The organism is uncultured Chitinophaga sp., assembly GCF_937874145.1.
Taxonomy (GTDB): Bacteria; Bacteroidota; Bacteroidia; order Chitinophagales; family Chitinophagaceae; genus Chitinophaga.
Genome location: NZ_CALNBI010000145.1, coordinates 14,375 through 35,251, shown reverse-complemented (window position 1 = coordinate 35,251; position 20,877 = coordinate 14,375). Strand labels below are relative to the sequence as shown.

Annotated in this window: 17 protein-coding genes and 1 pseudogene; 12 read left to right on the top strand and 6 right to left on the bottom strand. The window is 55.5% G+C overall.

From position 1 onward, the window contains the following. Positions 1-1,419 (bottom strand): TlpA disulfide reductase family protein (locus Q0510_RS06825; RefSeq protein ID WP_298709448.1); only part of this gene is annotated, 1,419 nt, incomplete at its 3' end. A gap of 274 nt (positions 1,420-1,693) precedes the next feature. Here Q0510_RS06825 and Q0510_RS06820 point away from each other — a divergent pair. Next, positions 1,694-4,126: a TonB-dependent siderophore receptor gene (locus Q0510_RS06820; RefSeq protein ID WP_298709447.1), complete on the top strand. Its 2,433-nt coding sequence runs from the start codon at positions 1,694-1,696 to the stop codon at positions 4,124-4,126. A gap of 76 nt (positions 4,127-4,202) precedes the next feature. Here the strand turns inward: Q0510_RS06820 and Q0510_RS06815 are convergent, their stop codons facing one another. Beyond that, entirely contained in the window at positions 4,203-5,309 is a 1,107-nt protein-coding gene (locus Q0510_RS06815) for an epoxide hydrolase family protein (protein ID WP_298709446.1), read from the bottom strand. Positions 5,310-5,563: 254 nt separating this feature from the next. Between Q0510_RS06815 and Q0510_RS06810 the strand changes: the two genes are divergently transcribed. From Q0510_RS06810 to Q0510_RS06800, 3 genes and pseudogenes are all read left to right on the top strand, one after another. Beyond that, complete coding sequence (locus Q0510_RS06810; protein ID WP_298709444.1) at positions 5,564-6,394, top strand: hypothetical protein; 831 nt, start codon at positions 5,564-5,566, stop codon at positions 6,392-6,394. A gap of 88 nt (positions 6,395-6,482) precedes the next feature. Further along, positions 6,483-7,397 carry a ketopantoate reductase family protein gene (locus Q0510_RS06805; protein ID WP_298709442.1) on the top strand — a complete coding sequence of 305 codons (915 nt, stop codon included), beginning with the start codon at positions 6,483-6,485 and terminating at the stop codon, positions 7,395-7,397. A gap of 3 nt (positions 7,398-7,400) precedes the next feature. Further along, positions 7,401-8,139, top strand: a pseudogene (locus Q0510_RS06800) (SDR family oxidoreductase). 58 nt (positions 8,140-8,197) lie between these two features. Here Q0510_RS06800 and Q0510_RS06795 read toward each other — a convergent pair. Then, a complete protein-coding gene (locus tag Q0510_RS06795; protein ID WP_298709439.1) occupies positions 8,198-8,539 on the bottom strand; it encodes a HopJ type III effector protein in 342 nt (113 codons plus the stop codon). Positions 8,540-8,641: 102 nt separating this feature from the next. Here Q0510_RS06795 and Q0510_RS06790 point away from each other — a divergent pair, with 102 nt between their 5' ends. Together Q0510_RS06790 and Q0510_RS06785 are read left to right on the top strand one after the other, a co-directional pair. Next, positions 8,642-9,370 (top strand): endonuclease, encoded by a 729-nt coding sequence (locus Q0510_RS06790; protein ID WP_298709437.1) that lies wholly within the window; start codon positions 8,642-8,644, stop codon positions 9,368-9,370. Positions 9,371-9,375: 5 nt separating this feature from the next. Further along, positions 9,376-10,236: a family 43 glycosylhydrolase gene (locus Q0510_RS06785; RefSeq protein ID WP_298709435.1), complete on the top strand. Its 861-nt coding sequence runs from the start codon at positions 9,376-9,378 to the stop codon at positions 10,234-10,236. 46 nt (positions 10,237-10,282) lie between these two features. Here the strand turns inward: Q0510_RS06785 and Q0510_RS06780 are convergent, their stop codons facing one another. Next, a complete protein-coding gene (locus Q0510_RS06780) occupies positions 10,283-11,050 on the bottom strand; it encodes a MerR family transcriptional regulator (protein ID WP_298709433.1) in 768 nt (255 codons plus the stop codon). Between the two features lie 263 nt (positions 11,051-11,313). Here Q0510_RS06780 and Q0510_RS06775 point away from each other — a divergent pair, with 263 nt between their 5' ends. From Q0510_RS06775 to Q0510_RS06750, 6 genes are all read left to right on the top strand, one after another. Further along, positions 11,314-12,621 (top strand): SWIM zinc finger family protein, encoded by a 1,308-nt coding sequence (locus Q0510_RS06775; protein ID WP_298709431.1) that lies wholly within the window; start codon positions 11,314-11,316, stop codon positions 12,619-12,621. A 3-nt stretch (positions 12,622-12,624) separates the two neighbouring features. Beyond that, entirely contained in the window at positions 12,625-14,133 is a 1,509-nt protein-coding gene (locus tag Q0510_RS06770) for a DUF5691 domain-containing protein (protein ID WP_298709429.1), read from the top strand. A gap of 12 nt (positions 14,134-14,145) precedes the next feature. Then, complete coding sequence (locus tag Q0510_RS06765; protein ID WP_298709427.1) at positions 14,146-15,225, top strand: AAA family ATPase; 1,080 nt, start codon at positions 14,146-14,148, stop codon at positions 15,223-15,225. 12 nt (positions 15,226-15,237) lie between these two features. Beyond that, complete coding sequence (locus Q0510_RS06760; RefSeq protein WP_298709425.1) at positions 15,238-17,439, top strand: DUF5682 family protein; 2,202 nt, start codon at positions 15,238-15,240, stop codon at positions 17,437-17,439. Next, positions 17,436-18,575 carry a VWA domain-containing protein gene (locus tag Q0510_RS06755; protein ID WP_298709423.1) on the top strand — a complete coding sequence of 380 codons (1,140 nt, stop codon included), beginning with the start codon at positions 17,436-17,438 and terminating at the stop codon, positions 18,573-18,575. Before Q0510_RS06760 ends, Q0510_RS06755 begins: the two co-directional genes overlap by 4 nt. 91 nt (positions 18,576-18,666) lie before the next feature. After that, a complete protein-coding gene (locus tag Q0510_RS06750) occupies positions 18,667-19,203 on the top strand; it encodes an OmpA family protein (RefSeq protein WP_298709421.1) in 537 nt (178 codons plus the stop codon). Between the two features lie 30 nt (positions 19,204-19,233). On the opposite strand, the gene Q0510_RS06745 is transcribed toward Q0510_RS06750, so the two are convergent. After that, a complete protein-coding gene (locus Q0510_RS06745; RefSeq protein ID WP_298709418.1) occupies positions 19,234-19,806 on the bottom strand; it encodes a pentapeptide repeat-containing protein in 573 nt (190 codons plus the stop codon). A 151-nt stretch (positions 19,807-19,957) separates the two neighbouring features. Continuing rightward, a complete protein-coding gene (locus Q0510_RS06740; protein WP_298709416.1) occupies positions 19,958-20,791 on the bottom strand; it encodes a histidine kinase in 834 nt (277 codons plus the stop codon). Positions 20,792-20,877: the final 86 nt, after the last annotated feature.

Here is a 20,877-nt window from a genome sequence, read left to right as displayed (position 1 = left end):
GGGAATCCCACTGAAATTGTGGGTGTCCATAATATGCTCCCATTCTCCTCTCGTGAGGTAATACTGCTCCCCGCCGATGCCCTGGATATGTTGCTCCCATTGCTTTTTGGGGGATGATGGATTGCTGATGTAGATAAACACGACGTCTTTCCCCGCCAGTTCTTTTTTCAAAGACCGGGATTCCTCTATGGCTTCCAGGCAGGGGGCGCACCAGGTAGCCCAGAAATCAACCACCACCGTTTTCCCCTTGTACCGGGAAATAATGGCGGACATCAGGCTGTCAGGAGATACTGCGGGTGTGGGACGGACCACCACTGCATCCTTCAGCCGCGCGCGCTCAACGATTTCCTGGTTCCGGCGAAGGAGGATCTTTTGCATGTCGCTCCCTTTGTAATATTTTTTGATGTTTTCCTCCTGGACGGAAGTTAAAGGCTTTACTTCCTGTTCGAATTGCAATCCGAATGCATTACCGGCGAGGATGTCATAGAACTGGCCCTCATCAAACCCCAGCAGCGGGCGCAGGAGCGATTTTACCTGCGCAAGCCAGTCGCGCACAGGCATTTCCCCTACAGGCGGCAGGTTGAGCGTTTCATTTTGCAACATTTCTCTGGCGAATGCCGGGTAAGTATAATTCATCAGGTAAAGAGGATTACGCAGGTCGAGGGTTTTGAGGAAAGCGTAATCCTGGCGGACGGGCGTCTGTATTACAGCGCTGTCCGGCAATACTCCGGCATGGAAGTATTTGTAATTGCTCACCATTTCGGAACGGTAATAGAACACATGTGTAAAAATCAAGGCCAGGGAATACTCGCGAAAGAGGATGTCTTTCATCCTGTCGGAAACAAACGGCGGTTTATCGAGCAGGAAACGCCTGTCTGCGATAACGTTGTTGGCATAGTTTACGTAGCTGCTGAAGGGTTTGTCGAACAGGACTTCGCGCTGTTTCCCGGATTTGTAAGCGATCACATCGTCGAATTTCCGCTGGCTGAACAGCAGGTCATCTTCCGTGAATGCAGGAAACTCGCTGACGCGGGCTTTGTTGACCGTGCCTTCTTCGTCGTATCCAAATGTGATTTTATTTTCCGTGCCGGTCTTCAGCAGGATGGTTATTATGGATTCCTGGTTGATGTCCGTTCCGGCGATGCCTCTCACCATGTTTGTCGTGGTATTGACTTTCAGCTGAAACCGGCCGTTGCGATCGAGGAGGGCTCTATATACTTTGTATTCGCCCGTGAATACTTGCGGGATCGTCAGATGCAGCCAGGTACTGTCTTTCCGGAGCTTTTCCGGGATCGTTACTTCACCGCTGACGTTGATCGTCCCGGCGTGGAGTACAGGAACATCCGATTGGGCCGCAGTAGCCAGCGGATAGAGGAATAGAAGCGCAGCAATGGTGATTTTCGTCGTTATGGATCTCATAAGGTATTGTGCGAGGGAATTTTTGTTTAAGGATGATAGAATGCGGGATTGATACCCCCGGGATAACGGCAATCAATATACTCAAAATTTCCAACAGGTTTAAATTGGCGGGTGCCCCAATTCCTCAACTGCCCCAATATGTGCGAATGCGCCCGCGTTTCGAAATTCTTCTTTTTCCGCATTGCGTAAACCATTTTCCCGATACGAGTCGCGAGCGACAGGGGCATCGCGCTACATTTGCGGCCGGGTTTTAACATTTCTTTAATAATTCTATATGCGAATCAAACTTACCTATATCGCCATCCTGGCAACGGCCATTATCGCTTTCGTTTGCGCTTTGCCTGCAATGGCCGGAGTAGAACCCCTTTCCGCCATCAAGGTGAAGGTGGTGACCAACGACGGCTCCCCCGCCGGCTTCGTGACCCTGCAGCTGAAGGAAAAGAACCGGGGCGGCATGACTAACGAAAAAGGAGAATATGTTTTCAGGAAGCTCAATGCCGGCCGTTACACCGTGCAGGTGTACCTCATCGGTTATAATAAAGTGGAACAGGAAGTAGACCTCAAAGACGACGAGATCCAAACCATCAGCATCCAGCTGGAAGCCTCCCATGCCGAACTGCAGGAAGTGGTGGTGAACGGCGAAAGGAATAAATACAAAGTGGATAACGTTTCCGGCTCCCTCCGCCTGCAAACCCCCATCCTCGAAGTGCCCCAGAATATCCAGGTGATATCCGCCACCGTGCTGGCCGACCAGCAGGTATTCGATATTGTGGATGGCATCACCCGCAACGTGAGCGGCGCCACCCGCACGGGCCACTGGGACAATCAATACGCCAATATCCGTATGCGCGGTTCCAAAATCCCCGCATTCCGCAATGGCATGAACATCGAACAAAGCTGGGGCCCCACCGCCGAAGACGCTTCCATGATCGAACGCATCGAATTCGTAAAAGGCCCCGCCGGCTTCATGCTGGCTGCCGGCGAACCCGGTGGCTTCTATAACGTGGTGACCAAAAAGCCCACCGGCCAAACCCGCAACGCCGTTAACCTTAGCATGGGCAGCTTCAACACCTACCGCGCTGCCTTCGACTTCGACGGCAAACTGAGCAAAGACGGCAAATGGCTCTACAGGCTTAACCTCGCCGGCCAGCAAAAAGACTTCTTCACCAAATACAATTACAGCAAGCGCGTGGTAGTAGCACCTTCCGTGAAATACCTGCTCGACGACAAAACTTCCTTCACCCTGGAGTACACCTACCAGGCCTCCAAATACCTCGGCAACGGCAATTACACCTTCTCCAAACGCAAGCTGCTCGACGAAAACATCCGAAACGATTTCTTCTACCAGGATCCCGCCCTGGAACCCAGCACGCTGAAAGATCACAGCATTTACCTGTACTTCGATCACGCGTTCAGCGATAAATGGAAAGCACACGCACAGGTAGCCTATTTCAACTTCGCTATGGAAGGCAGCAGCATGTGGCCCAGCAGCATTGAGGAAAACGGCAATATGATCCGCTACGTCAGCCAGGGCGATGAAGCCGGCGAAAACCGTTTTGGCCAGTTCTCGCTGACAGGCGAAGAATACACCGGTTCCGTACGCCACCGCATCCTCGCCGGTGTAGATATGGGCGTCAAGAAATTCTGGGGCGATTTCCGTACGCTGAAAAACGATGTCCGGCTTGGTAAAACCGAGATATTCAACGTCTACAATCCCAAATACGGTATTCCCTTCGACAGTATGCCGAAACTCGACCGCAGCCGGAGTGTACGCCAACGCGCGGCCGGCTCCGATTACATCTCTTCCGTAAGCTATGTTTCAGGGTATGTACAGGATGAACTGGGCTTTTTCGACAATAACCTCCGCCTTTCGCTGGCAGGCCGTTTCACACAGGCGATTACCACCGGCCGCAACCGCAATGCCGATAAAGTGGACAACGTTTTTTCTCCCCGCGTAGGCCTGAGCTATTCCATTGATAAAAACACCAGCGTATATGCATTATACGACCAGTCGTTCGTTCCTGTGGCAGGTTTGGATTCTTCCGGCAACGCCTTCGATCCGGCGAAGGGCAACGATATCGAGTTCGGTGTGAAAAGAGACTGGTTCAAGGGCCGCCTCAGCACTTCCGCTACCGTGTACCAGATCAAAAGGGTAAATGATAAAACGAACACCGGACTGGTCGACAGCCGCGGCAATGCCGTTCAGATCCAGCTCGGAGAAACCACGACCAAAGGCGTGGAGATCGATATCAACGGTGAAATCACCCCTGGCCTGAACGTGACCCTAAACTACGCGCTCACCGATTCCAAGATCTCCCGTGAATCTCCCACCATCGTAAACGAAGCGGATAAAAAAGTTGGCAACATCACGCCCAACACCGCCAAACACGTGACCAATGCATGGTTGAACTACCATATGGTGAAAGGCCCGCTGAAAGGGTTCGGCGTATCCGGCGGCATCCAATGGCAGGCGGAACGCGCAGTAGGCACTAACACCCGGGTTTCCAATATCCCGAATTACTTCCGGGCAGACGGCGGCCTGAACTACCAGGTGGGCAAATACAACGTGAGCCTCCTGGTCAACAACCTGCTGGACAACCGCAAGCTGCTCACGCAAGCCACGCTGCCGACAAGCCCTTCCGGCTACTACACCTACATCGTGGAAGCCCGCAGGAACTTCCGCATGACTTTCGGATACCGTTTCTAATCATTCAACATCGCAAAATAGATAGGCGGCCTGCATTTGCGGGCCGCCTTTTTTGTGTAATGCTCTATGATGGAATTTACTTCGCGGGAATACTCTTAAAAAACGCATCCACTTCCCCGGCCCAGATCTCCGGTGCCTCCAGGGCGGCGAAGTGACCACCTTTCTCCATTTGCGTGAAACGCTGCAGGTTGACTCTCCTTTCCGCCCATTCCCGCGGGGTAGGGGCATCGCCCGGGAAGATGGCTACGGCCGTGGGTACCATCACTTTCTGGCTGGAGGCCAGTTTCTCCGGTGTGTCGATGGCGTAGGTGCGCATGGAAGAATTGATCGTTTGGGTGACCCAATAAATCATGACGTTGGTGATCAGCTCGTCTTTCGTGAAGTTGTCTTCCAGCGTGCCCTGGGGCGTGCGCCAGGTGTTGAACTTTTCGATGATCCAGGCGGCGAGGCCGGCGGGGGAATCGTTGAGGCCGTAGGCCTGCGTCTGCGGTTTGGTAGAGTGAAGCATGGCGTACGCGCCTTCGCGGTACCACCAGCCCTGGATGAACTGCCCGAATGCCTGTTCGGCCGGCGACATCTGGCTCCAGTCTTCGGAGCCGTCGGGGTAGCCTACGTCGGACAGGTGGATGGCGGATACAGTTCCGGGGAAGAGGTTGGCCAGGGATTTGGCGATGCCTTGCCCGATATCGCCGCCGGCGGCGAAGAAAGTGGGATAGCCGAGCGCTTCCTGCATCAGTTTGCTGAATACCCGGGCGGAGCCGTCGTCGGTCATGGCGATTTTGCTGGAAAAGCCGAAGCCGGGGATGGAAGGGATGACCAGGTCATAGTCTTTGGTGAGCAAGGGAATCACCTTGTGGTAGCGGTAGAAGCTGTCGGGCCATCCGTGCAGCAGGAGCAAGGGTTTGGCGTTGGGGTTGCTGCTGGTGATGTGCAGGAAGTGGATGGTGGCGCCGTCGATCTCCGCCGTGAATTGGGGGAATTGATTGAGGGCGGCTTCGTGCTTGCGCCAGTCGTACCCGTTTTGCCAGTAATCGACGAGGCTTTTGAGGAACACGGGGTCGGTGCCGTAGTTCCAGCCGATGTCGTCGGGCGCGTCGGGCCAGCGGGTTTGGCGGAGGCGGGTCTGGAGGTCGTCCAATACAGGTTGCTGAACTTCGATCTGGAAGGGTTGTACAGTTAACATATTGTCAGGTTTTGTGGGTTGTGCATTTGCGGTTACTACAAAAGCGGTGATCATCAAATTTCCGGAAGGGTTATGACAACGGTGTGTCAGCAGTAAAAAGGTTTTTCAAAATAAAAATACAGTGTTTTGAATGAATTGCGAAATGCAGTGTGGTTGATGGTTTGAAGCGGTTTTATCGATGTTGTGACAACTAATTTGGGGAGGATGAAATGTATATGCTACAATATGCAACATTGTTGCACTATATTGCGTGCATGAAACGATTATTGTTACTCATGATAATGGCGGCCGGGTTTTCCTGCACACCCAGCCGGAAGATGGCGGGCATCCCTGCGGCGGATCGTGCATTGGCCGACAGTGTGCTGGCTTTCGGGCTGGATCACGAGGCGGTATATTCCCTGCTGGATACCCTCAAACCCATCAGCAGCCTGAAACTGCTATGGTACCCCATTGCGAAGGACAGCACCATGGCCGAAGGCGACGTCCAGGTAGTGAAAGATCTGGCTGTTCTTGATAAAATTGATCAATACCAGCGCCTGTGCCGGTCGCTGAGCCGGGGCGACTGGCAGTTTGTGCTCATTCCTTTCAACATGACCAGCAAGCAGCAGCGGAGCATGGAAATATACGTGGTGCGCAAGGCGCGTTTTGCAGCGGTGCTCCGGGAGCATGCCGCTTTCTTCGGGCAGTGGGGTTTCACGGCAGCTTCGGATCCGGCGGTGGTGCTTACGGCGATCGAATTCGAGCGGCAGCCCGACCGTTACCGTGCATATGGTTACCTGTTCGGGTACCCGCCTTATGCAGTGGATTTCTTCGTGGAATCGACGCTGAAAACCGAGGCGGACCCGGCTAAGAAGCTCGTACCCCGTGATTTCTTCCAGGTTCCTGTATTCGCCGGCAAATCAGGATACTTCACCTACGCGATGCCCAAAGGTCACCAGCCGGGCGCGCAGGATTCCACGCTGTACAATAAAGCGGTGCAGACGTTGGAACGGTATAAAAACATGCGTCCGCAATATATCTCCAAGGGCGGATTCCGCGCCACGGCGCTCTGGATGGATTGGAACGGCTCCAAACCCCGGAAATAGCGGCATCTGATCTGCCCGAAATTTCCGGAACTGACATGCTGCCGGTTATCCGATCCTCCCCATATTTGCCTGGAACAAATCCCCATCCATGGAAACAACGTTCATCATCGGTGCGGGCGCCATCGGGCAGGTGCTGGCCGCCGCGCTTACGCTGCATGGCCGGGAAGTGGTGTTGCTGCGCGGCAGTACACTTCACCAGGCAACCACCGTCCGGCCCATCCACGTCACAACCCCGGAAACTGCCTTCCAGGCCGCGGTGCGCTTCGATTCCCCGCAGCAGTTCCCGGCGCTGGAAGGGCCTGTCATCCTTACCAACAAATCCTTCGGCAATGCCGCGCTCGCCGGGCAGCTGAAAGGCAAAACCGGCCACTGGCCCCTCGTGCTCCTGCAAAACGGGTTGGAAGTGGAGCAGCCTTTCCTGGAAATGGGCTTCCCTTCCGTTTACCGTTGTGTATTGTTTGCAACAAGCCAGTTTGCGGAAGACGGGAGCCTTCGCTTTAAACCCGTAGCCCCTTCGCCAATTGGGGTAATGAAAGGTGATGCGGAGGTATTACCGGAACTGGCAGGCCGCATCAGCACGCCGCTGTTCCCATTCCGCGCAGAAACGAACATCCAGCCCGTTATCTGGAAGAAAGCCATCGCCAATTGCGTCTTCAATTCCATCTGCCCGCTGCTGGAAACCGATAACGGGATCTTCCACCGGAATGCGGAAGTAATGGACCTGGCGCGCCAGGTGATTGCCGAATGCCTCGACATAGCAAAAAGCAAAGGTGTGGAGCTGGAACTGGGAGAAGTGGAGGAAAGCGTGCTGATGATCTCCCGCATGTCCGACGGGCAGCTGATCTCCACTTACCAGGACATCCTGCAAAAGCGCCCTACGGAAATTGATACCCTCAATCTGGCCGTTGCCCGCATGGCGCAGGAAATGGGACTGGCCAATGCCATACCGCGCACCCGCCTGCTGGGTGAACTGACGAAAATGAAATCCAATATCAACCGATAACCGATGAAAGTAATGATCATTACCGGCGCCAGCCGCGGAATCGGGGCTGCCACTGCTTTGCTGGCCGCCCGCGCAGGATATGCCGTTGCCGTAAATTTTCACCGGAACGAAACTGCCGCCAATGCCGTGGTGTATGAAATAGAACGCAACGGCGGGACCGCAAAGGCCATCCGCGCCGATGTTTCCTCCGAACCGGCTGGCATTATTCGATGCCTGCGACAAACACTTCGGCACCCCGGACGCGCTGGTCAACAACGCCGGCATCCTGGAACGCCAAATGCGCCTGGAAGAACTGACGGAAGACCGGCTCCAACGCATCTTCGCGTCCAACATCACCGGGCCGTTTCTTTGCGCCAGGGAAGCTGTAAAGCGCATGTCGTTGAAATATGGGGGAAGAGGCGGTACCATTGTAAACGTATCGTCTGTAGCCGCTAAAACAGGTTCTCCCGGCGAATACACCGACTACGCCGCATCCAAAGGCGCCATCGATACGCTGACCATCGGGCTGGCGAAGGAAGTTGCGGAAGAAGGCATCCGCGTGAACGCCGTCAGGCCCGGGTTCATTTACACCGAAATCCACGCGGATGGGGGAGAGCCCGGGCGGGTAGACCGTGTCAAAGCCGGGGTGCCGCTCAAACGCGGCGGGCTGCCGGCTGAAGTGGCCGAGGCTATTCTCTGGCTGGCCTCGGACAAAAGCGCTTTTACGACCGGCAGTTTCATTGACGTTAGCGGCGGCAGGTAAAAAAATATCCCCCGGCAGCATGCGCTCCCGGGGGACATCCGATATCGGCCGGTAAAGATTATTTGGCGGTTAGTGCCGTTCCTTCCATCGCGATGCCCGCCCAGCCATGCTGCATGAACTGCCGGATGTTCTGGTGGTCGGCGCCGTCAGGGGTATTCAATACCGCCTGGTAATGTTCCGCAAACAGGAACAGGGTATCTTCCGCATCGAGGTTGTTGAGCTGCGCGAATGCGAATACTTTGGCGCTGCCCTGGTTCTGCGTGGCTTCGTTATACGCATCGCCGTTCCTGAACGCGGTAGGCTGGTGGTTGTAATAGTTTTCGATGAAGGCGATCACTTCCTTGAAGGTAACGGTGTTCGCTTTCAGTCCCTGGATCAGTGTGGCGAGTTGTTCTTTCATGCCGGTTTTGAATAGTTTGTAATGATTTGAAGCCCAAAAATAGCAAATCCGGAACAACAATACTTCGCGTTCCGGTGGCCCGTTGTTTGATGGAGGGTGTGTATGCCTGAAGGACCTTCCATCGTAATTCTCAAAGAAGCCCTGGCGCCGTTCGAAGGAAAGAAGGTGCTGTCCGCCAGCGGAACGGTACAGTCGTTCGACGTACAGCAGTTGGAAAACAAGCCCGTCCGCTTCCGGACCTGGGGCAAGCATTTCCTGCTCTGTTTCCCGCGGTTTACCGTGCGGGTGCATTTCCTGCTGTTCGGCACTTACCTGGTCAATGAAAGGAAGAAAACACCCCCGCGGTTGCAATTGCAGTTCAAAAACGGGGAAGTGAATTTCTACGCCGGTTCCGTCGTAATGCTCGACGAACCGCTGGATGAAATATACGACTGGAGCGCCGATATCATGAACGATGAATGGAATGCCCGTAAAGCCTTGCGCAAACTGAAAGACATCCCCGGCACGCTGCTGTGTGACGCGATCCTCGACCAAACCATCTTCGCGGGCGCCGGTAATATTTTCAAGAACGAAGTGCCCTGGCTGATCCGGGTACATCCCGGCAGCAAGGTGGGCAACCTGCCGGCAGAGAAAAGGCGGCAGCTGGTCCGCGAGATGGTGAGTTTTGCTTTTCGTTTTTACAACTGGAAGAAGGAAGGCGTGCTGAAGCGGAACTGGCATGTGCATACAAAAAAAGAATGCCCCCGCTGCAAAATTCCACTGCACAAAACATACATGGGTAAAACGAAAAGGAGAAAGTTTTACTGTGAAAATTGTCAAAAGAAATATTGAATACCATGGCAGCCAATCCTATCATCCGCCACAAATTCACCGCCGATCCCACCGTACTGGAACACGCGGGCACGGTGTACCTTTTCACCGGCCACGACGACCCGCCGCCGGACGTAGATGATTATGTGATGAAGGATTGGTTGTGTTTCACTTCCACCGACCTGAAAGCATGGGATGACCGGCCGTCGCCGTTGAAGGCAACTGATTTTTCCTGGGCTTCCGGCGATGCGTATGCTTCCAAAGTGATCGCGCATGGCGGCGCTTTTTATTGGTTCGTAGCCGTATCGCACCGCGATATTCCGGGGAAGGCGATCGGAGTGGCGAAGGCGCTTTCGCCCGGGGGGCCCTGGCACGACGCCATCGGCGCACCATTGATTACGGGAGATATGTTGCCGCAACTGCACAATGACAAAGAAAACCTCGATCCCACCGTTTATATCGACGATGATGGAAAGGCTTACATCTGCTGGGGGCACCAGGTCTGTCATTTTGCACAGCTCAACGCATCCTTCACGGCACTGGAAAGCGAGATCCGGACCATCGGTCTGCCGCAATTCATGGAAGGCAGTCATCTATACAGAAAGAACGGCTGGTATTACCTCATGTATGGCTACGGCCAGCCCGAGCAGATCGGGTATGCAATGAGCAGGAGCATCCACGGGCCCTGGGAATTCCGCGGCATCGTTTGCGGGCCAGCCGTTAACAGTGAAACGAACCGCCCGGCCACGCTGGATTTCATGGGGAAGTCGTGGCTCTTTTACCACAACGGCGCGCTTCCCGGCGGCGGCAGCCACCGCAGGTCGGTGTGCGTGGACGAACTGCATTACATGCCCGATGGCACGATTGCGCCGCTGGTCATGACATGAAAAAGCCGCAGGCGTATTACCTGCGGCCGTCAATTTTAGTAAAATATTACGGCTGTTGCGCGATGTAATAATCCATCGCCGCTTTCATGAACAGCGCCAGTTCCATGCTGGGCATGCCGTTTACGGGCGTGTAACGGTTGTCCTGCACATACAGTTCGCCCAGTTTGCGGAAGTATTCCAGTTTGCCCATTTCAATTTTTCCGCCGCTCAGCAGGAGGATGATCTCGAAGCGCCTTGCGATGCATTGCTGCACCGGCGCGCTTGTGGGATCGGTTCCCATCATCACGGAAAGGCGGGTGTTGATGTCGAGGAGCTCGGTCTGGAGGGATTTCATTTCCTCCCTGCTGAAACTGCGCAGCGTTGCTTCGGCAGACAGCACCGTGTCCTTGCCCCACTTCGCCATGGCTTCGTTGCGGTACGCTTCCACCTTTTCGTTGGGGATGCCTTCATATAAATCTTCTACCTGTAACATGTCGTTGTTTTTAAGGGTGACCAATGTTTTGTCGATGGTACTTACCAATGTGTCGATCCTGTCTTTCCGCGCCAGCAGCGCTTTCCGGTGCCCTTCCAAGGCCTCCTTCAGGTCGAAGGCGGGATCTTCGAGGATATCGAGAATGTCTTTGAGCGGAAAGTCCAGCTCCCTGTAAAACAGGATCTGCTGCAGCCGCAACAGTTCCTGGTGGCCGTATTGCCTGTACCCGGCCGCGGTACGGGCCAACGGTTTGAGCAGTCCCATCCTGTCGTACAGGTGCAAGGTGCGCACGCTTACGCCTGCAAGCCGGGAGAGCTGCTTTACAGAATAATTGTCTTTCATCGGGTTGAATACCTTTCGGGCAAATATAGGCTATGACGTAAGGGTAGAGTCAAGCTTTTGGCGCAGTTTTTTTGAAATTTTTTTCTGGAAAGATGATGCGCCGCTGCGCAGATACCCTGCGTCTTCCCCGATTAATTTTACGACAGATCAGCCGCTATGATGTTGCAATGCATTCATTGTCATAAGTTGATCAATGTTGTTTATTTTATCTATTTTCGGATGGATGATGTTGTTTGTCTATCGCCAATTTTAAAAAGATTCCCTTGCAACTGACAGAAGACCAAATACTTTCCCTTGCGCCCGACGAATCGTCCCGGAAATCCGGCAGGGAACTGGCCAATCCTTCCAAATGGGCCCGCAAAGGCATCAACGATATCGCGCTCTGGGGCGAGTGCCAGGGCAGCGGTTCGAAGCCTTACCAAACGCAGGTCGATCTTTCCAATATCGCATTCAAATGCTCCTGCCCGAGCCGGAAATTTCCCTGCAAGCACGGGTTGGGGCTGATGCTCCTCTATGCCCGTCATGCCGCTTCGTTTACGGATAGCACGGCGCCGGCATGGGTGGCGGAATGGATGGAGAAAAGATCGAAGCGGGAAGAAAAGAAAACCGAAGCGGTTGCCAAACCCGCAGATGCCACGGCACAGGTGAAAAGGAAGGAAACGCGGGAACAGCAGGTGGAAGATGGCATCGCCGAATTGCTCCGCTGGATGAAAGATATCGTACGCGGCGGCATTCTTGCGATGCCGGAAAAAGACCCTGCTTTCTTTTCGGACATGGCCCGGCGGATGATCGACGCCAAAGCGCCGGGGCTCGCCGGGATGGTAAGGAACCTCGGGACCGTGGGTTTCTATCGCGAAGACTGGCAAAGCCGGTTTATGGACCAGCTCTGCCGCATGTATCTCGTAGCCACGGGTTTCCTCAACAGGAACGCGCTGCCGGAAGACCTGGCGGAAGATATCCGCAGCGGAACGGGCTTCACCCAAAACCAGGAAACTCTCAAATCACAACGCGGTGTTGCCGACACCTGGATCGTGCTGGGCAAACAAACCAGCGAAGAAGACAACCTCCTCGTGGAGAAAAACTGGCTGTATGGTACCGCCACGCAACGGTATGCGCTGGTATTGCAGTTCAGCGTGCGGGGACAGGGACTGGCGTTTTCGCTCAGCGCGGGGATGCACATCCGGGCGGAGCTGGTGTTCTTTCCTTCTGCCGCACCATTGCGTGCGGTGATCCGGGAACAGCAATCCACCCGCGCAAAGGCCTCCTACACTGCCTGCAAAGGCTGGCTGGAAGTAACGGAATCCGCCGCGGCGGTATACCGCGTCCTGCCTTTCGACGGCGAGCGCCCTTACATCGTGGGGCAGCTGCGGCTGGTGGAGTTCGGCGATGGGTGGTGGCTGGCGGATGCGGACAACCGGATGGTGCGGCTGAAGGAGGGTTTCAAACAGTTGTATGCCCTGCTGTCGGTCAGCGGCGGCCAACCGCTCGACATGGCCGTATTGGGCCGGGAACATGTGTACGAACCCCTGGGCGTGTGGGCACAAGGGCAATATCATCACCTATCAAACTAAGCCATGCAATTCTGGACCGATATTATTCAAACCGCCCAGCTTGGCACTGATAAAAGGCTGCCCGCCCCTCCGGCCGGGGAACCCCTGCTGCTGGAGCCGGTTGCCACGATACATAACAACGCGGCCACCGACCGGGAAGAGAAGTTCCTGCAGGCGGCAGCGCTCGCTTTCAACTACCGGCAGAGCGGTATACTCCCGGCCAGGAACACCCTGCCGGCCGTGTTGTCCGCGCCCGAGGAGGAAGATGCGCTTTGCAGCCCGGCTGCCCACCAGGCATTGAAAGACATATTAACTTTCGAAAGCGCCGGCCTGCTCACGCTCTGGCTGCGGCTCGCCGCCGGGAAAAAACGGCTCGCCCGGCCGGAAGTGCTGCCCGCACTGCTCAATACCGGCCTGCACCAACGCCCGCTCCGCCCGCTCATAGAACCAGTTATCGGCCGTAGGGGAAAGTGGCTGGCGCAGTTCCGGAAAGAGTGGCAGCTCACCGCCGCCGAGCCCGACGACGAAACCTGGGAACATGGAACCCCGCAGCAACGCAAGCCCGTACTCCTGCGTACCGCCCTTTCCGATCCCGCAAAGGCATTGCAATGGTTGCAGGATACCTGGGCGAAGGAAACCGCCGCTTCCCGAACGGATCTGCTTAAAGACCTGCCGGCGGAGATGTTCGCAACAGGGCTGCCATGGCTGGAATCGCTGCTGCAGGATAAAAGCCGGAAAGTGAAAGATGAAGCCATTAAAATCCTGCAGAAAATCCCATCGTCGTCCGTATTGCGGTTTTACCAGGACCTGCTGAAACCCCTCATCCGCATAGGTACGGAGAAAACGATGCTGGGCTTCTCGTCGCGCAGCACGCTGAACATCGATGTGCCGGAAACTTTCAGCGACAGCATCTACAAACTCGGCATCAACAAGATCAATACCAGCGCCAACAAGAACAATATCACGGAAGCTTTCATGGTGGTGTACCAGGTAATGCAATACATCCCGCCGGAATGGTGGGAGGCGCAGTTCAACGCTACACCGGAACAGCTGTTCGACCTTTTCTCCGCCAGCAAAACGGCTGAACCTTTTCTCCCCGCTATAGGCCTCGCCGTGGGCAAATACAGGAACGAAGCCTGGGCGCCGCTGTTCACCAAAGACGAAACCCAATACTACGCGGATATCCTTCCCATCCTGCCGCGCAAGCAGCGCGACGCCTACTTGATCGGGAATTTCCCGCATTCCGGCGTACAGATCATCCGCTATCTCACCGAGGAGCAGGAAGAGGAGTGGAGCCCGGAAGTGGCGCGGGTAGTGTTGAAGCATGCGGCCAACAATCATTACAATTACAACCGCGGTTTCTATAACAAGTTCGCGCACCTGCTGCCCTTGCAGATCGCGGGGGAGCTGGAGAAATTTTCGCCCGACGACGAGTACAGCAAAAAGGGATGGTCCGATTTGTCGGGGCACATCCTGCAATTGTTGTCCATCAAAGGCCAGGCGTTACAATCATTCCATACCATAAACCCTTAACATCATTTACTTATGTCTACCATCTTACGCAGTCATGCCGAACAACTTTTCGCCCACGAACTGGAGGAGCTGCAGAAACAGGACAGCGGCAGGCGCCCTGCCAACTGGAAGCTCACGCCGCAGTCGGTGGTAACCTACCTGGTAGGCGGCATATTGAAAAACGGCATGGAGATCACGCCTAAATATATCGGCAGCCGCCGCCTCATGGAAATCTCCGTGGCCACGCTCACTACCGACCGCGCACTCTTGCTCTACGGCTTGCCCGGCACGGCAAAAAGCTGGGTGAGCGAACACCTCGCCGCGGCCATCAGCGGCGACAGCACCATGATCATCCAGGGCACGGCCGGAACCAGCGAGGAAGCGATCCGGTATGGCTGGAATTACGCGCGCCTGTTATCGGAAGGGCCTTCGGAAAGGGCGCTCGTGGAAACGCCGGTGATGCGGGGGATGAAGGACGGGAAGATCGTCCGCATCGAAGAACTGACGCGCATTGGCGCCGATGTGCAGGATACGCTGATCACCATCCTTTCCGAAAAAACGATGCCCGTTCCCGAACTGAATACGGAAGTGCAGGCGGTGAAAGGGTTCAACGTTATCGCCACGGCCAATAACCGCGACAAAGGCGTGAATGATCTTTCCAGCGCGTTGAAGCGCCGTTTCAATACCGTGATCCTGCCCGTTCCGGATAGCATGGACGAGGAGATCGATATCGTGAAGCGCCGCGTGGAAAGTTTTGAGAAAGTGATGGAGCTGCCCGCCGAAAAGCCCGCGCTGGAAGAAATCCGCCGCATCGTGACCATCTTCCGCGAGCTCCGCTCCGGCGTTACGCTCGACGGGAAAACGAAGATCAAAGTGCCTTCCGGAACGCTCAGTACCGCCGAAGCGATATCCGTGGTGAACAACGGGCTTTCTATGGCGGGGTATTTCGGAGACGGCCAACTCAAAGCAGCAGACCTCGCCGCAGGTATCCTCGGTGCGGTGATCAAAGATCCCGTGCAGGACAAGCTCGTGTGGCAGGAGTACCTGGAAACGGTGGTGAAGCCGCGGGCGGAATGGAAAGATATTTACAGGGCTTGCCGCGACCTGGCTTAAAAACAAAGGAATATGTCGATACATGTTTTAGGCATACGGCACCATGGTCCGGGCTCCGCCGCCAATGTGCGGCAGTTCCTTGAAAACCTCCGGCCCGACATCGTGCTGGTGGAAGGGCCGCCGGAGGCGGATGAGATCCTGCAATGGGCGGATCACGAGGATTTGCAGCCCCCGGTAGCGATCCTGGTGTATCAGGGCGACGATATCAAACGATCCGTCTTCTATCCCTTTGCTGAATTTTCACCGGAATGGCAGGCGATCCGGTATGCGAAGCGGAACAATATTCCCGTGCGGTTCATGGACCTGCCCGTGGCGCATAGTTTTGCGCTGAAGAACGAAGAGGGGCCGAAGGAAGAAACGGAAACTAAAGAACAGTTGCCCCACCCGATGGAAACGATGGCCCTGGCGGCGGGGTTTCCTGATCATGAAAGATGGTGGGAACACACCTTCGAGCACCGCCGGAAAAACGAACAGGTGTTCGACGCGATTCTTGAAGTAATGCAGGCCATGCGCGCATCCGATCTTTCCCGGCACGACCGGGAGGAGCAGCTGCGGGAAGCCTCCATGCGCAGGATCATCCGGCAGGCCGAAAAGGAAAATTACAAGGAGATCGCCGTGATCTGCGGCGCCTGGCATGCGCCCGCATTAACCGATATGCCCCCGCAGGTTTCGGACAATGCCTTGCTGAAAGGTTTGCCGAAAGTGAAAACGGAATGCACCTGGACGCCCTGGAGCTACAACCGCCTCAGCTACCGGAGCGGCTATGGCGCAGGGATTCATTCGCCGGGGTGGTATGAGCATGTCTGGAATTATCCGGGGGACGACGGTTCCCGCTGGATGGCCAACGTAGCGCGGCTATTCCGGGAAAACAATATGGATACTTCCGTGGCCCACGTGATAGAATCCGTCAGGCTGGCGGAATCGCTGGCGGCCCTGCGCGGCTTGCCGAAAGCCGGGCTGGAAGAGCTGAACGAAGCCACCGTCAGTGTGCTGTGTACGGGGGAGAACGTCATGATGCGGCTGATCGGTGAACAACTGATCGTGAGCAACAAAATGGGGCAGGTGCCGTCCGCCATTCCGAAGCCGCCGTTGCAGGTGGATATCGAAAAATACCAGAAGAAACTCCGCCTGCCGGCGTCGGCAGACTGGAAAGATTACCTGCTCGACCTCCGCAAGGAAAATGACCTGGAGCGCAGCGTGTTCCTTCACCGCTTGCAGCTGCTGGGGATCGAATGGGCGCAGCGGAGCGAAGCGGGTGGGAAAGGGACTTTCAAAGAACAATGGCGCCTGCAGTGGGACCCCGCCTATACTATCGAGATCATCGAAAAAGGCGTGTGGGGAAATACGGTGGCGGAGGCTGCAGCGAGGTTCGTGATGGCGGAAGCGGAAGGGGCGGCTTCGTTGCCGAAAGTAAGCCAGTTGCTGTCGGCTACGGTCCCCGCTGAACTGCCCGAAGCGGTGGAAGCACTGATCCGCATGCTCAATAATCTTTCCGCCGCCAGCAGCGACGTATTGCAGCTGATGGAAGTGGTCCCTCCGCTGGTCAGCATCAGCCGGTATGGCAACGTCCGCAAGACAGATGCGGCGATGGTAACGGACATCGCGACGGGCATCATCACGCGCATCTGCATCAGTTTGCCCAACGCCTGCAACTCCATTTCCGACGACGCGGCGCAGACCTTGCTGGAATTGTTGTACCGGATGAACGATTCCGTGAATCTCCTGCAGCAGCCGGGCACTACGGCGGAATGGCAGCAGATGCTGCGGATGGTGGCCAATGGCCGGCAAACGGCGCCCGTATTGGCGGGTTACAGCACCCGTTTGCTGGTGGATGGCCAGCTGCTGACGGAAGAGCCGTTGGTAAGGGCGTTCAACTTCGCCATGTCGCAAGCCACGGCGCCGGCTGTAGCAGCCGCCTGGCTGGAAGGGTTTTTAAAAGGAAGTGGCACCCTGTTGCTGCTGGACCCGCAACTTTGGCATGTGGTAAACAATTGGGTGGCCACGCTGGATGAAGCCAATTTCAACCAGGTGCTGCCTTTGCTGCGGCGGACCTTCGCGCATTTCACGCATGCCGAAAGAAGGAAGCTCGGCGAGAAAGTAAAACAGGACGGCGGAGAAGCTTCGCCGCTTCCCATGGAAACAAACTTCGAATTTGACGCGAACCGGGCGGCGCAGAGCCTGCCGGTGGTCATGCAATTACTCGGATACTCATGAACAACGAATACAATCTCCGCAAATGGCGCCTCATCCTCGGAGGCGGCGAAAACGACGGCACGGGCGTATCGCTTGGGGGCGATGAACTGCGCATGGACCGTACCCTGGAAGCACTGTACGACAGCGAAAGAAGCGGGGGGCTGGGGCCATCCTCGCCCAACGTCAGCCGCTGGCTGGGCGATATCCGTACCTTTTTCCCGAATTCGGTGGTGCAGGTGATGCAGCAGGACGCCCTCAAACGCCTCAACCTCACCCAGATGCTCTTCGAAAAGGAAATGCTGGAAAACGTAACGCCCGACGTGCACCTGGTGGCCACGCTCATGACCCTCAGCCGCGTGATCCCCGATAAAACAAAAGACACCGCCCGGCAGGTGGTGCGCAAGGTGGTGGAAGAGCTCTTGCGGAAACTTTCCAACCCCATGCAGCAGGCTGTTACCGGCAGCCTCAACCGCAGCACGCGCAACTACAGGCCCAGGCACAACGAGATCAACTGGGATATGACCATCCGCAGGAACCTCCGGCATTACCAGCCCGAATTCAAAACGATCATCCCCGAACAGAAAGTAGGATACGGCCGCAGGCGGACAGCCCTCAAAGATGTGGTCCTCTGCATCGACCAGAGCGGTTCCATGGGCACTTCGGTGGTGTATTCGGGAATATTCGGTTCGGTGATGGCTTCCATCCCCGCCATCAAAACAAAAATGGTGGTGTTCGACACCGCCGTGGCTGATCTTACGGAGGAGCTCACCGATCCGGTGGAACTGCTTTTTGGTGTACAACTCGGCGGCGGAACGGATATCAACGCCGCGCTCACCTATTGCCGCCAGATCATCACCCGGCCGATGGATACGGTATTGGTGCTCATCACGGATTTGTATGAAGGCGGCAACGAGGCGGAAATGCGCAAGCGCGCGGCCGAGCTTACCGCGGCCGGCGTGCAGGTGGTGGTATTGCTGGCGCTCAACGACGATGGCGCGCCTTCCTACGACCATGCCAACGCCGAATTCTTCTCCGGCCTGGGCATCCCCGTATTTGCCTGTACGCCCGATAAGTTCCCCGATCTGATGGCCGCCGCGCTTAGCAAACAGGACATCGCGTCCTGGGCTGCCAAAGAAGAGCTATCACTTAAAAAGTAATCTATCCTAAATAGTTTTCATATTGTTGTTTATTTTTATAACTGATTGATTAGTGGGGTTTTACATATATTTGCGCCTAAATCGCAAGCATATGACCTTACCATTCGTTAATCTCCGAAACCTGCTGTTTCTGTCAGCCATCGCTTTGCTGGCCTCCTGCGCTGCTTCCAAAAAAAACGGTTCCTCCCATGTTTACATGAAAAAGCAATACAAGGAACTTAAAAAAGCACTGAACGATGCGGATGTTTCTATCGTGGAAGACAGTCTGAAAGTCATCTTCCCCAACCATGTTCTTTTCGCCACCAACTCCGACGTGCTGAAAGATGAAGTGCGCCCCACCTTTACGCGCTTCGCAGAAGTGCTGAACAAGTACGATAAAACGAAAATCCTCGTGACCGGGTACACCGACAACACCGGGACCGACCAGCTTAATAACGCCCTTTCTGAGAAGCGTGCCGTAAGCGGTAAACAACTACTGCAGGAAAATAATGTAGCGGCCGACCGGATGTTTACCTGGGGGCTGGGATCGCGGCACCCGCTCGCCGCCAACGAAACGGAAGAAGGCCGCGCGAAGAACCGGCGGATAGAATTTGTGATCCTTTATAACGTCAAACCGGAAAATCAATAAAGCAAAAAGCAGCCTTACCGGCTGCTTTTTTTATGAGATCTGGATATTGTACTTACTCAATAACCCCAACACTCCGGGCACCGAAAACTTCGCTTTTTTAATCTTATTCCTTTCCGGATCGAGCTGGTAATGCTCCGCCGTCCGGAAGTCGGCCTGTTCCAGCACGGTGCCGCTGAACGTGGCGTGGAGTAAATCGCATTGCGCGAAGGAAGCGCCGTTCAGGTCGGCGTTGGTGAAATCCGTTTCGCGCAGCTGGCAGGCGGAAAATATCGTTTTCTTGATTTTCAGGTTGAAGAAGGAGCAGTTGTTCAGCGTGCAACGTTCGAAACTGAAAGAGATGTTGAAGGTATTGCACTCATCAAACCGGAGGCCGAGCATTTTGCAATCCTGGAATTTTACATCGCGGAAAGCGGTGCCTTTTACCTGCGCCAGGCTGAAGTTGCAGCCCGAAAAGGTGCAGTCGAGGAAGATGATGCCCGACAGTTCGCTTTCCGAAAAATCGCAGTTTCGGAAAGTGCATTGTTCGTATTCTCCTGCCGGTAAAGGTTGGCTGCGGTAGTCTTGCCGGTCGAAAGTCCGGTCGCTGAAATAATCCTGTTCCATAAGCCTGAAAATTAATCATTTCCCTGCTCTTTCCTGCGGATTAACGGCTGAGTTGCCAGGATTGTTTTCCGGGGTGCCGGCTGCAATAAAAAACAGCGACCGTACGGATGATGGCGTACGGTCGCGGAGCGGATGATTTCCGTTTGAACGGTCAGGGTTGAATGGGGATATCAAACATGAATTGGAGACCGCCGGCCGCGTTGCGCGCGATCAGCAGGGGTTCGTTATACAGTTTTTCCAGGCGGAGGGCGGTGTTCCGCAGGCCAACGCCGGGCGATTGCATGATCTGGTGCAGTGGGCCGTCGTATCCCGCGCCGGTGTCGCTGACGGTGAGGCGCAGTTTGTTGTCCTGCAGGGTGCACGAGATGGTGACGGATCCGCCATCGATGCAGGGCCCGATCCCGTGTTTGACGGCATTTTCGACCAGGGGCTGGAGCAACATGGGCGGGATGCGGTATGGGTGCAGGGATAAAGGGGCTTCAATATAAACCTGGAGCCGTGAGGCGAAGCGGTCCTGTTCGATCTGGAGGTAATCGCGGAGGAAGGAAAGCTCGTTGCCGAGGGGAACCAGGTCGGTCCGGGTGGCGTCCAGCGCATACCGGAAGGTGTCGGCGAGCCTGGCGATCATTTCGCGGGCTGCTTCTTGTTCGGCGGGGAGACTGGCGTTTACACGGTTGAGGGCGTTGAAAAGGAAGTGCGGCTGGATCTGGGCTTTAAGCGCCTGCAATTCCGCCTGAAGCGCTTGTTCCCGGAGCTGCGAAACATGGGTTTCGGGGGAAGGGGCCTCCTGCTGCGAGGGCGCCACCACCGGCAGGAAGAGCAGCAGGGCGGAGATGATCACGGCCGTTAGCGCCAGCCATACGGCCAAACGGCCAAAAGCTCCGCTTTGGTAAACGGTGAAGGCAATCGCCAGCAGCGAAGCCGCCAGTAGCCCGGCAATCAGCGTCTGTAAAAGGAGGGGTGCTTTCTTTTCCACTAGCAACATGGTCATGAAGTTTCCTCAAAACTACCTGACATCGCAAATGGATTTACACGATGAATTACCTGTATTTGAATCTGAGTAATTTTACC